This window comes from Anabaena sp. 4-3, assembly GCF_001597745.1.
Lineage (GTDB): Bacteria > Cyanobacteriota > Cyanobacteriia > Cyanobacteriales > Nostocaceae > Trichormus.
The window spans coordinates 42,910-55,827 of sequence record NZ_LUHJ01000068.1; the positions used below are offsets into that span (position 1 = coordinate 42,910).

The window sequence follows — 12,918 nt, forward strand, 5'->3', positions numbered from 1 at the left end:
TTTACTCCACTCCTTCTAAAAGTTTTGCCACTTGCTCAGGAGCAGGAAGTTGATTTCTTAAGTCTTGAGGCAATGAAGAAAATACTTTGTAAGTTGCTACACCAATTGGTTTATTAGATTCTCTCAGCGCGTATTCAACAATAGTTTTGTTCTTAGATTTACACAGAATAATCCCAATTGATAAATTTTCATCTGGTAGTCGAGATAAATCATCCAAGGCTGCCAAATAAAACTGCATTTTTCCTACATATTCAGGCAAAAAATCTCCAGTTTTTAACTCGACAGCAACTAAACACTTTAATTGACGATGATAAAGCAATAAATCAATAAAAAATTCCTGATCGCCAATTTCTAAGCGATACTGACTACCAACAAAAGTAAATCTTCCACCCATTTCTTGCAAGAATGGTTCAACTCTTGCTAAAATTGCTTGTTCTAGTTGCCGTTCGCTGTGTTCATCTGCTAATTCTAAAAAATCAAAAGTATATTCATCTTTTACTGCTAGTTTTAACTGATTACGAATTGCTGCGGGAACAGTTTGGTTAAAATTCGTTTGGTTTAGGAGAGTTTTTTCATAAGTTTGATTTTCGATTTGGTGAATCAAAACATTCTTTGTCCAGCCAAATTTACGAGTCATTCTGATATAAAACTCTCGTTCTAAGTCATCTTTACACTTCTCTAAAATGACTATATTGTGAGTCCATCCAATTTCTGCCACCAATGGTGGCAGATTTTCTTTTGAGTGATAAGTCAGATAAAAATCTCGCATTCTCCAAATATTACGTGCAGAAAATCCGCTAATTCCGGCAAACTCTGTTTGTAAGTCTTTTGCTAACTGTTCTACTACAGATTTACCCCAGTCTGCTTCCTGCTGTTGGGTAACAATCATCTTTCCAATATCCCAGTAGAGAGCAATGAGTTCTTTATTTACTGCCTTCAGTGCTTCATACTGAGCAGAACGAATGCGCTGTTTGACTTCCATTAGTAAATTTTTGTAATCGTCTGGAATTGGTTTACTCATGGCGGTAAATGTTCAACTTATCCATCACCAAGTGACTGACGAGCATAGACTAAACAGGCTTGTATATCTTCTTGTTCTAACCAGGGATAACCTTTTAACAAGGTTTCGATAGTATCTCCCACCGCCAGCATTCCTAAAATATGTTCAACACCTAGGCGGCGATCGCGAATAATTGGTTTACGGCCAAATATTTGCGGGTTCACTGTAATTCGTTCTGATAGTTGTTGTTCGTTCATAGCGAATCTGTAGTTTGAAATTAGACTGTTAATGCTGTGTACACTACAAACAGCACCTTAATCTGGTGGTTCTAGAAAATCCAAGCGATTCTGTAAATCCTCGTTTTTACAAACTTCGCGTCTGTAATTTGTTTCTAAAAGACTTATGCGATCCTCAAAGTCAGCTAGCTGCTTGTCTTGAATAGCATTGTGCTGTTGTACTTGATTTATTTCATTGGACAAAGGAATAGACAGCGACACACAAATTTGGTTGTCCCCTGCATTTATGACCACGGTGATTTGAGTAGGGTTATTGTTTTGGTTCAGCATAGTGAGTTGTCTTACGAGGATGACTCACATGATAAAGCATTTATTAAGTCATGACAATCGCAAAATTCGGTTAAATCATTAAGTAATAATGCTTATTGATTTTCATCGGTAACTCTGCTATAGTAAAGTGTTGGGAGGTAAAAAATCTATACAACATAGAGCATAATACCTATTAGGGATTGAAACATGACCTAATATCTGCGGTCTAATACCCTCCCACAATATTTTCAACCAATCCATATCTCATCTCCTTTGCTTTTAAAGCTGTATGCCAAAGTATCAAGCAACAACGCTGATTGACCAAAAGCGATCGCATAAGGTGCTGTGGTATCATGAAAGCTGTACTGATCGCTAATTGGGTAAATCTGAAAGTGCATTGGTAGCCTTAGCCGCATCCGCACTTCCGCAACCGGATGGCAAAGCACGTAACACACTAAACCTTCCTTCTTCAGTCGTTTGTTAATTTCCCCAATCCAGTAGTTTTCAGGTTGCCAAATTTCCACACCCTTTAAAACCTGAACTTTCCAAGCATCTGCAATTGGCTGCAAGTCACCAGAGTAGGTAAACTTCCAGTTCAGTCTTTCCTCGCGGTAGCCACGCAACTTCATAAATGCTAGACAGTGTTCAAATCTACCTTTAGCAATGGGTTGTCCGGTGCGTGCTACGGTTTCTTTGAGTGTCCGTATAAATGCCGCTTCTGTCCACACTTCAATTTCTAAATTACCCAAAATGCCGGGTAAATCGTAGGTTTTAAATCTGTCTACTTCATTCTCTTCGGTTAAATCGTACAACCCACATTGCAAAGGACTCGAACCGCGAAAACTATAAGCATCCTCAGCAATGGGATTTCCGGCTTTACCTGATAGTGCTTGCCAATCTTTCGCCCAGCCTGAAACACGTCCAGCAACAGATTTTAAACTGCTGTCAAATACTTCTTGACAGGCTTTTTGAAACTTTTCTCGGCTTTGGGCATACTGTTCTTTAATGGTGCGATCGCTCAACTGATAACATAGCCAGAATGACTGCACTGCACCCCATCTTTTATAATAGCCTCTAAAGTCATTAATCTGGCGATATTTATCAGCAATAATATTATGAAAAGTCGGGCGATCGCAAATCCTATTTACCTCTAAAGGTGGTGTCTCTCCCTGAAATAAACGCTCTACTAAAAAGTTAGGTACTAACGCCCATGCTGTAAAGTTTTGAAACTTAATTTCTTGACCATCTTTTTCATAGCCATCATGCCTACCTAAGCGTCCCAACCGTTGAATAAAGTTACCAGCATCAGACGATTCAAAAATCAAGAAATTGATTTTAAAATCAACACCTACATCAATTGTGCTAGTTCCCAGCACCAAATCAGCCGCCAGACTACGCTCTTTTTCTGCTTTTCCTGATAACCCTGTATTTTCTCCTACCTTTAATCCGTAAGGCTGCAAAATATCTTGAAAAAATGGCGTTAGGCGTTTAACTGCTGCAATTGAATTGAGAATAATTGCCCCTTTACTCCCTGGATATTGGTGAAACTGTTCCACAATTAAATTACTATTTTCCTTTAACCAAACTTCCGATGCTTTAAAACTCGGTTCTAAAGGGATAAAATTCAGTGATATTGTCCGCGCTACTTGTCGCCATCCTTCGGTTTTAAGTTGCTGTTCTTGTTCTGCGGTGTCAGGGAATTGATATTTATTTTTGTCAATCGGATTAATTTCTTGACAACGAAATCCGGCTTTTTTTAATTTACCAATTAAATTACTATCTGGTGTGGCAGAAAGAAACAAAAATTTCTTACGGCGATTTGTGCAGCGAATTAACAGCATAGTGTTAATAACGCTGGCTATTTGTGGCGCAGCAAAGACATGAAACTCATCAAAAATAAACAAATCAAAATCTTTGTCGATTTTACCCCAGAGTTTATCGGGACTATCGCCACGAATTATATAAGCCCCTCGATGTAAATAATGAAAAATATCTGGGTTAGTTAATAACGCTTCTCTTTGGCTAGTGAGAGTAGCGATTGCTGCACCTTTTTTCAATCCTTCATTTTCTGCATAAATTTCTAAATCAGCCCCACTCAATCTAATTACACGCGGTTGATTTTCTGGTTGAAATATTTCTACATATCCTTGAATCTGCGTTTCTTGATCACGGGCTAATTCATTAGTTGGGTAAAGTCCAATTGCTGAAAATTCACCTTGAAGCACTTCTAAATATGCAGCCAAGCTTTTACCATCACCTGTCATTGCAGTGTTGAACACTACATCAATATTAGGATTGCGTAGTGCTTCTAAAGTAGCGGCTTGATGCCAAGAAAGTGACCAATTTTTAGGTATTTGCACCCCATCAGGTGTGGGGACTGTTTGAGAATAAACAGACTTGAGAGTGATTTTATAACTTTCGGACATACACTTAAATAGTGTCCGTAACTGGTTGTTAAAAACTATATTGGCACGCAAAATGGAAGTTGGCAAGATTTATATGTATAAAAGTGTCCGTATATTTTTATGAGTCGTAAAGGTCAGTCTATAACCCTGTCGGTGACAGAACGTGATAAAGCCGAACTAGAAGCGATCGCCTTAGAATTCGGTATGATGTGGGGAGATGATCCCAATATCTCCAAACTGATCAAAGCGATCGCTCAACGTAAGTTAATCATTGCGAAAAATAATGATTGGCCAGAGTCACGTATCCGCGCCTTACATCGGTGTATTGGTGCTTTAACCGATATCGGACAAATTGAACAAGCGCAAATTATTGCTAACTTGTTATTAGAACGCAGCGAATTATCAACCCCACTGCGAAACGAAATTCTCAGCTTCCTAGAAGACACACCCCCAGCTTGGCGGTTACAACTAGACCGTTATATTCTCCGTCAGCAACCCTTTCAACTTTCCTATCAGGATGCAGCAGAACGAGTATTTAATTTTACAGTCCGCTATGCCAAAATTAACCCCCACGAAAAGCGGCAATATCTTGATTGCTGGTGTGAGGAAACAGCCGACAATAAGGATGTCCCGGAACTTACACATAACTGGTGTTTTCGTTTAGACCGTATTCTTGATGCTGCTGTCACCCAAGTCTCTGGTGAGTGGCGATCACAATTAGATGAAATAGAAGTGGAAATGCACTTATTAAACAATTTAGCCTTTGCTTATCAAGCTAAACCGCAAGATGTTTTCAATGAATGGCTACCGGATAAACAACGAGTGCGGCGAGTTGTCAGGCGCGTATCTAATACTTTTTGGTTTATGCGGGAAATTATGCAATACACGCCAGATTGTGTGATTGTAGCACCAGAAAATGTGCGATCGCTCATCAAACAAAAACTCATCAGTTGCTGTGAGAACTATGATTTACACCTGTCTGACTAGGAGGCATACACAATACGGCTAACCCCTTTGTATAGATAATTTAAATACCCCCATCCCAAAAAGGGAAGGGGGTCAGGGGGTTAGGGGATTAGGGGATTAGGGTTTTGAGGACTCTAATGTTTGCAATAATACCGTGAAAACATCCTCAGTACAACCTTAATTAATGAAACTTAATAACAACGGTTCAGAAAAATCATAGGAACTTATGTATTCTAAAATAGAGTCAATATCAGTAAATTTAACAACATTACTCAGGTAAAACGTGATGAAGTGGCGCAGATGGTCATCACATCAGACATTAATTCTCAGCATTTTGCTAACCTTATCTTGGGTAACTCCTACGTTAGCCCAAACAAATAAACCTCTCACCCGTGCTGAACTCTACAAAATCATCAAAATTGTCGAACTGCTACTACATAACCAAACCCAACGCCCCGCCCAACCTAATGATGTCATAGTTCCTAAAGATGCGGTGAGAACCGGGACGAGTTCAGAAGCGCAATTATTTTTCAATGATAAATCTTTAATCAGGGTAGATGAACGCAGTGTGTTTCGTTTTGAACCAGGGTTGCGTCGCTTTAAACTGCGTAATCTCATCGCCCTGAACGAAATGATTTTTAAATTAGATGATGGCACAGCATTAATTTTAAGTCCACCGGGAAGCGTGGGTACAGCAGTAGAAACCCCAGAAAGTAAGATTAATATCTTAGCACCACGCCCTGCGATCGCCAGTCATCAGCCTCATCTCATTGCTAGTAATAAAAGCATCAAATTATCGCAAAATAACGAGTTATATAGACCAGCACAAAAAGCTAGCGCAGTGATGGTTTTACACGACAAACAACGCAACACCACGCAAGTTTTTGCACTCACAGATGGAGATATCAAAATTTCAGACCAGCAAGATAAAAAAACAGTAGCATTAAAAGGTGGTCAAACAGTAGCCGTCAAAAATGGCAGAGTCGGAAATCCCCAAGAATTTGACTTACCAGCTTTTTATAAAACTATTTCCCTGGCTGCTGGGTTAGCACCAGGACAAGAAAATTTAATAGCCCAAGAATCTCCACCAGTACAAGAAACATTGAAAGCTGTCAGAGTCGAAACATTAGCAGCATTAAAAAATCAAGCCCAAAGATTTAGAGGATTTAGTCGAACATTTCTGGCAGATGCTCTCAATGGTACAGAAGGTGATTTAAATCCTCGTCCTAGAGTATCAGTTAGGATTATTAATCCGCAAATTGTCACGGGAACTTTTTATAGAACAGAAGGTAATCAAGGCGTGTTTATCCCAGATAATAATCCCAATGCTCCTAGAAATGTTAACGTAGATTTTGACCAAAGAACTATTACTATTGATGGCAATACAGGCGTATCTAATAACGCTGGCTTGAGTGGGAATAATGCGAGTGGTTCAGTGATTAATGCTAACGGACAAATCACCCAAATAGAAGTTTTTGGGGTGAATGGTGAAGAACCACAAGCAGGTATTCCTTATCGTGGTAGTTTGACAACAGGTATAGCACGCGATCGCTAGATTTTTTCAAAAATTGTTAATTTTTTGGTGTGTGAGAAGTGATGTCTAATAAAGCCGCTTTATTGCTTCTATCGGGAGCAACATTATTGGGGATAAATCAACCAGTTTGGGCAGAAAATCAGCAGCAAGTTTTAGACAGCAACGAAGTCATTAACTCAGAAATTATTGAAACAGCAAATTTTCCAGACATAGATTTAAACAAACAACTAAATCCCAGCTTAGAACGAGTGACATCAGTCTCACAATTATCTGATGTGCAACCAAATGATTGGGCTTTTGTTGCCTTACAATCTTTAGTAGAAAGGTATGGTGTCATAGCAGGATATCCCGATGGCACATTTAAAGGCGATCGCGCCATGACTCGCTACGAATTCGCCGCCGGATTAAATGCAGTATTAGATAAAATCAATGAATTAATCACAGCCGGATTAACAGAAAAATTTAAACAAGAAGATTTAGAAATCCTGCAAAAATTACAAGCCGAATTTGCTGCCGAATTAGCTACTTTAAGAGGGCGAATAGATGCTTTAGAAACCCGCAATACTAACATTGCAGCGCAACAATTTTCTACAACCGCAATATTAGGAGGACAAGCCATATTTGGGTTAGCAGGTGGTTTTGGTGGCGACCCACCAGGGCGAGGAGAAGCACAGCCAATTTTTACCTATCTTTCCCAATTACAGTTAGTTTCATCCTTCACAGGTAAAGACCGATTTAGATTAGCCTTAGTTAGTGGCAATGCTGCCTTTGATAGCTTGGCAAATCCCGACGCATTTAATACTAATATGGCGAGATTAGCTTGGCAAGCAGACTATGACAATCAAGTCAGACTAGATTCTCTAGAATATCGCGTAGCGGGATTAGGCGATCGCGTCGTTTTCACCTTCAAACCCGTAGGCTTTAGTTTAAGCAGTGTTCTCAGCGTCAACTCTATCTATGCAGATGCCGGACAAGGTGCTATTTCCCTATTTGGTGGTTCAACTCCCATCTTAAAAATTGGTAGTCTAGATGCAGGTTTAGGCTTCGACTGGTTAGTGTCCGACCAATTACGGATGCAATTTGCTTATGGGACGAGAAATAGCAACGATAGCAGTCGGGGTTTATTTGGTGCAGACCATAGCGCATTAGGAGTACAGTTATTATACAAACCAACCTCCGCCTTAATCACAGGTTTAGCTTACATCAACGCCTACTCTAATAACGCCCAACTAGATACAGGTACAGGTAGCAGCAACGCCGACACCTCTGGCGGTATTAATGAACCATCACAAATTCATGGACTCAACGCCAGCATGAGATGGCAATTAAATGATCAATTCGTGTTGGGTGCGTGGGGTGGTATAGTAGTTACAGATTCATTGCAATCAGATGCAGTCATTCTCAGCAGCACCTATACCGTGTCCTTGGGAGTGTATGACCCCTTTGGCAGAAAAGGAGATTTATTAGGCTTCATCTACGGACAACCGCTAAAATTAAATAACGGCCTTGCAGTTGCAGCAGTAGACGCAGGTAATTCCACCCACTACGAAGTTTTTTACCGTTACTTAGTCAACGATAACATTAGCATCACCCCCGGCTTTTTCATCGTCACCGACCCCGGACACATCTCCAGAAACAACGATATTTTTGTTGGTACTATTCGCACCACCTTTACTTTTTAAAGTTCGTAGTAAGGGCTTTAGCCCTTTCTTAAGGACTAAAGTCCTTACTACAAACCATTAATTATTTACCTACTTACCTGACTTTTCACGAGTTTTGGAAAACCCCTCTCCAAACCTCTCCCCTGCAAGGAGAGAGGCTTTAACTTTTCCCCCTTCCCTACGAGGGAAGGGGGTTAGGGGGTTAGGTTTCGCGTTAGTTTTTCCACATAACGTCAAAAGACAGAACTACTTACAACCTAAAGACTCACGAGTATCCACACCAGTTTTAGAATTCACCCCACTAGCCAAGGAGAGAGGCTTTAACTTTTCCCCCTTCCCTACGAGGGAAGGGGGTTAGGGGGTTAGGTTTCGCGTTAGTTTTTCCACATAACGTCAAAAGACAGAACTACTTACAACCTAAAGACTCACGAGTATCCACACCAGTTTTAGAATTCACCCCACTAGCCTTAGCACAGAGTTTTTTCACCTCCGTCCCATCTAAAACCGCATTTGTGAAATCTGCACCTGTGACATTAACATTATCAAAAATAGAACGCAGCATCATTGCATCTGTTAACACCGCATCACTTAAATCAGCATTCTTAAACCTAGCCAGATAAGCTATGCCATTACTAAAATCAACACCATGCAGATTTACACCTTCCAACACAATACCGTTAAACACGCCACCGCGTAAGTCAGCGTTGCTAAAATTAGCATTCTCTAAATCCACATTGGTAAACTCAGCCTCAACTAAATTTTGACCACTAAAATCTTTACCCTGAACTTCATCACCAGCAGAACGAGTAATGCTAGAAGAACTAGCAGCTTCCGCCGACAGAGGAAACAATAACAGAACCATAGCTAGCACAAAACTAGCTAGCACACGCCAATATCTGATCATGTCTTCTTAACAAAACTCAACATTCCCATTTAATATTAAACATCAGAAGGGGTTGGGAATTGTAGAGACTCGGTTGATTGTGTCTTAGGATATATTTTGAAGGAAGAGCGATCGCATAAGCAAAACTACCTGTGGCTAATCAACAACAAACTGCCGAAACCTTAGCAAGAACCCCCTTATACCAACAGGGTGTAGAACTGCAAGCCCGCTTTACCAGCTTTGGCGGTTGGGAAATGCCCGTGCAGTATAGTGGTATTACCCGCGAACACGAAGCGGTAAGAAATGCAGCCGGGATGTTTGATATTTCCCACATGGGTAAATTTACCCTTCAAGGTAAAAACTTAATTTCTCAACTCCAGAGTTTAGTACCATCAGACTTAAGTAAATTACAACCAAGTCAAGCCCAATACACCGTTTTATTAAACCCCCAAGGTGGAATTATTGACGACATCATCGTTTATTACCAAGGTGAAGACGCTACAGAATCACAACAAGTTGTGATAATTGTCAATGCTGCCACCACAGACAAAGACAAAGCATGGTTATTACAACACCTTGACCAAAACGAGGTACAATTCCAAGACTTGTCCAGAGAAAAAGTTTTAATTGCCGTACAAGGGCCAAAAGCCATCAACTATCTTCAACCCCTAGTCAAAGACGACTTACAACCCATCAAAGCCTTTGGACATCTGCAAACCACAATACTAGGTAAACCCGCATTTATTGCTCGCACAGGTTACACCGGGGAAGATGGTTTTGAAGTATTATTAGACCCAGATGTAGGCATAGAATTATGGCGTAATTTGAATGATGCGGGTGTAATTCCCTGCGGACTCGGTGCAAGAGACACCCTACGCCTAGAAGCAGCAATGGCACTTTACGGACAAGATATTGACGACACCACCACCCCCTTAGAAGCCGGGTTAGCTTGGCTAGTCCACCTCGACACTAAAGGCGATTTTATCGGACGGGCAGTTTTAGAACAACAAAAAGCCGCAGGAGTACAACGCCGCCTAGTAGGTTTACGCACCCAAGGACGTAACATAGCCAGACACGGCTACCAAATTCTTGTAGATGGTAAAGTAGTCGGAGAAGTCACCAGTGGTACATTATCGCCCACACTCGGTTATCCCGTCGCCTTAGCCTACGTTCCCACTCAACTCTCAAAAGTCGGACAACAACTAGACGTAGAAATTCGTGGTAAAACATACCCAGCAAACATAGTAAAACGTCCCTTTTATAAAAGAGGGAATAGGGCATAGGGCTAAGAATTTGCGGTAGACTCCTGGAAAAGTCATAATTTTCGCGCTCTTCTTTGCGTCTACTCTGCGAGTTCCGCGTTAGCGGTATGCGCGAAACAAAAAAATCTTCATGGTGGCGGTGCAGAAACTTGCTGACACGCCACCTGAGAACACAGCAGCGAGAACTTAAACAGCTAACCGACGCTGCTCTAAAGGTAATTGCAAGCGATCGCCTGGTTGTGGTTCAATAATTTGAGTAGAAAGTTGCCGCTTTGCTAAGTGCGATCGCAACTCCTCAACATTTCCTTCCGGCTTGAGAAACTTTACCAATAATCCCTCATAGCTGACATCACCAGGCGAAGCAGTCGGAAGCATAACTTGAGGTTTTAACCATTCTGCCACCTCCAAAGCCTTCTGTTGTCCTCGAATAATCGACCCCACCAAAGGCAAATTGATATCAATCAGAGGCGTAATCACCACATCTATCGGTGCAAACTGTTTCAACTCTGGAGCATGATAACCATGAGGCTCATAATACAATTTTAAATCCGTTCCTAACTCCTTGAGAACATAAGCATTCTCTATCAAAGTCGGCCCAATAGGAGAACCAGGAACAGCCGTAATTTCCACTTGGTTATTTAACTTGTAACTTTCCCCATGCGCCAAAGTCGTCACAGAAGTATAACCCAACTCCTTTACTACCTTCGCCGCATTCGGAGAAGCCACCACCCGAATACTTCTGTTAAGTTGCTTCAGTGTGGGAGTGTGAGCGTGGTCTTCCAAACCTTGAGACAGCAAAATCAAATCAATATTATCTGGAATAGGACGATCTTGAGAACGAAAGCCTTTGAAGAACCAATCTAAGTTACCAAAAATTAACGAACCAACCAACCAAGGATCTATCAAAATTCGTTGTTCCCCAATTTCCAGCAACCAACTGTTGCTGTCCAACCAAGTTAAATACATAGCCACAGATTTAAGATAATACCTGCCTACATTGTGACATTACCGGACTGGAAGGGACTGGAAGGGGAAGGGACTGGAAGGGACTGGGGAGAAATCAAAGTTAATAATTCTGCAAAAAATTTTTTGAATTTTGAATTTTGAATTTTGAATTGATTTATCCCCCACATACCCCATCTACGGCAAAATAAAACCGTACTTCCGCAGTACAGCCTTAGCTTGGTTGTCAGTCGTTACAAACTTGACAAAATCCTTAGCTGCATCAGGGTTTTTACTGCGTTTAACCACTGCTAAAGGATAAATAATTGGAGAGTGGTATTTTTCATCAGCAGCCACTACCACCTTTACCTTGTCAGAAATTTTGGCATCGGTAGAATAAACTAAACCAGCATCAGCATTACCACTTTCTACCACCGCTAAAACCTGACGCACGTTATTACCATAAACCAATTTTGACTGAATCTGAGGTAACAACTTGAGTTGTTGCAACACTTGTTGAGCATATTGTCCTGCGGGTACACTTCTGGGTTCACCCATTGCCACCCGCTTGATGTTAGCATCTCTCAAATTGTAGAAGCTAGTAATGCCTGTAGCGTTCTTCGGGACAACCAACACTAGGCGGTTCTTTGCTAGGATAGCTCGTGTACCTGGAAGCAAAAGTCCTTTCTGCTCCAAAGCATCTATTTGTCTTTTAGCCGCAGAAATAAACACATCTGCTGGCGCACCTTGTTCAATTTGTCGTTGCAAAGCACCAGACGCACCAAAGTTATAACTAATTTTGACATTGGGTTTACTTTGTTGATAAAGAGGCTTAATTTCTTCTAGTGCATCTTTCATACTGGCAGCAGCAGATATCAGTAAATTAACATTAGACTGTGCGACTACAGAGGAGGGTGTCGTAAATGACAAGCCAACCGCCATCAAACAACTAGCAACTGCCGCACCAAGAAAAGCAAAAAATTGTCTTCGTTTCATAGGAAAATCAGGCTGAGATAGATTCTTCTCCAAGGATTCAGGCTTGGTAGGAGTGAATTTAGATCACTACGATATTTACCAACCAAATTGGTAACATTATGCCAAGAAAAGAACAAGGATGGATCACTTTTCAAACATCGGAAGAGGAGCGCAAAATTCTAGAAGAGTTTTGTCAGCAGTCTCAGCGCACTAAAACTGAGATTTTGCGGGAACTTGTGCGCGGTCTTCATCAGCACTCGACACCACCGACATCATTACCAACCACCAAAGTAGACAAGGTAGAACCAGAAGTTTCTACTAATACCTCGGAGTTAGAAGTTAGCCCTCCTAAAAGACCCCTAAAAGTTAGCTCTCGTAATATTCTCAAAGGTGTAGTTAAAAAAGTTGTCACCGGCGCAGTGAATAGCGAAGTAACTATAGAAATTGTTCATAGGGTAGAGCTAACCTCGATTATCACCAGAATGTCAGCTGAAGAATTAGGACTGGTTGAAGGTGCTGAAGCCTATGCAGTGATTAAATCAAATGATATTGTCATCGCCAGAGATTGACATTTTCCCCAAACTGTGTATATCTGGTTTGGGGATTCCTCACCATCAGCAATGCTTGTTTTCTATTTTTTCCCGTCTCTATGTGGGGAGATGAGGGGGGTAGGGGAAGCAGGGGAGGCAGGGGAGGCAGGGGAGGCAGGGGAGGCAGGGGAGGCAGGGGAGGCAGGGGAGAGAAA

12 protein-coding genes are annotated in these 12,918 nt (G+C 41.2%); 5 read left to right on the forward strand and 7 right to left on the reverse strand.

What is annotated here, in order from left to right; all coding sequences use genetic code 11:
• Nucleotide 1: 1 nt before the first annotated feature.
• The 4 genes from A3775_RS19275 to cas3 all read right to left on the reverse strand — a co-directional run bounded on the left by A3775_RS19275 (nt 2) and on the right by cas3 (nt 3,971).
• A complete protein-coding gene (locus A3775_RS19275) occupies nt 2–1,021 on the reverse strand; it encodes a YhcG family protein (protein ID WP_066426340.1) in 1,020 nt (339 codons plus the stop codon).
• A gap of 17 nt (nt 1,022–1,038) precedes the next feature.
• Complete coding sequence (locus tag A3775_RS19280) at nt 1,039–1,257, reverse strand: DUF433 domain-containing protein (protein ID WP_066426342.1); 219 nt, start codon at nt 1,255–1,257, stop codon at nt 1,039–1,041.
• A gap of 57 nt (nt 1,258–1,314) precedes the next feature.
• Nucleotides 1,315–1,566 carry a hypothetical protein gene (locus A3775_RS19285; RefSeq protein ID WP_066426344.1) on the reverse strand — a complete coding sequence of 84 codons (252 nt, stop codon included), beginning with the start codon at nt 1,564–1,566 and terminating at the stop codon, nt 1,315–1,317.
• A gap of 227 nt (nt 1,567–1,793) precedes the next feature.
• Nucleotides 1,794–3,971: a type I-D CRISPR-associated helicase Cas3' gene (gene cas3, locus A3775_RS19290; protein WP_066426346.1), complete on the reverse strand. Its 2,178-nt coding sequence runs from the start codon at nt 3,969–3,971 to the stop codon at nt 1,794–1,796.
• Between the two features lie 99 nt (nt 3,972–4,070).
• On the opposite strand from cas3, the gene A3775_RS19295 reads away from it, so the two are divergent.
• The 3 genes from A3775_RS19295 to A3775_RS19305 all read left to right on the forward strand — a co-directional run bounded on the left by A3775_RS19295 (nt 4,071) and on the right by A3775_RS19305 (nt 8,132).
• Nucleotides 4,071–4,937: a WYL domain-containing protein gene (locus tag A3775_RS19295; protein ID WP_066426348.1), complete on the forward strand. Its 867-nt coding sequence runs from the start codon at nt 4,071–4,073 to the stop codon at nt 4,935–4,937.
• 265 nt (nt 4,938–5,202) lie between these two features.
• A complete protein-coding gene (locus A3775_RS19300) occupies nt 5,203–6,471 on the forward strand; it encodes a hypothetical protein (protein WP_066376949.1) in 1,269 nt (422 codons plus the stop codon).
• A gap of 41 nt (nt 6,472–6,512) precedes the next feature.
• Nucleotides 6,513–8,132: an iron uptake porin gene (locus tag A3775_RS19305; RefSeq protein ID WP_066426350.1), complete on the forward strand. Its 1,620-nt coding sequence runs from the start codon at nt 6,513–6,515 to the stop codon at nt 8,130–8,132.
• Nucleotides 8,133–8,517: 385 nt separating this feature from the next.
• On the opposite strand, the gene A3775_RS19310 is transcribed toward A3775_RS19305, so the two are convergent.
• A complete protein-coding gene (locus A3775_RS19310) occupies nt 8,518–9,012 on the reverse strand; it encodes a pentapeptide repeat-containing protein (protein WP_066426484.1) in 495 nt (164 codons plus the stop codon).
• 134 nt (nt 9,013–9,146) lie between these two features.
• Here A3775_RS19310 and gcvT point away from each other — a divergent pair, with 134 nt between their 5' ends.
• Nucleotides 9,147–10,277 (forward strand): glycine cleavage system aminomethyltransferase GcvT, encoded by a 1,131-nt coding sequence (gene gcvT / locus A3775_RS19315; protein WP_066426351.1) that lies wholly within the window; start codon nt 9,147–9,149, stop codon nt 10,275–10,277.
• A gap of 165 nt (nt 10,278–10,442) precedes the next feature.
• Here the strand turns inward: gcvT and A3775_RS19320 are convergent, their stop codons facing one another.
• Entirely contained in the window at nt 10,443–11,222 is a 780-nt protein-coding gene (locus A3775_RS19320) for an MBL fold metallo-hydrolase (RefSeq protein WP_066426356.1), read from the reverse strand.
• Between the two features lie 174 nt (nt 11,223–11,396).
• On the reverse strand, nt 11,397–12,194 hold the full coding sequence (gene modA / locus A3775_RS19325) for a molybdate ABC transporter substrate-binding protein (protein ID WP_066376940.1): 798 nt from the start codon (nt 12,192–12,194) through the stop codon (nt 11,397–11,399).
• A gap of 98 nt (nt 12,195–12,292) precedes the next feature.
• Here modA and A3775_RS19330 point away from each other — a divergent pair, with 98 nt between their 5' ends.
• Complete coding sequence (locus A3775_RS19330; protein WP_066376938.1) at nt 12,293–12,742, forward strand: molybdopterin-binding protein; 450 nt, start codon at nt 12,293–12,295, stop codon at nt 12,740–12,742.
• Nucleotides 12,743–12,918 lie beyond the last annotated feature (176 nt).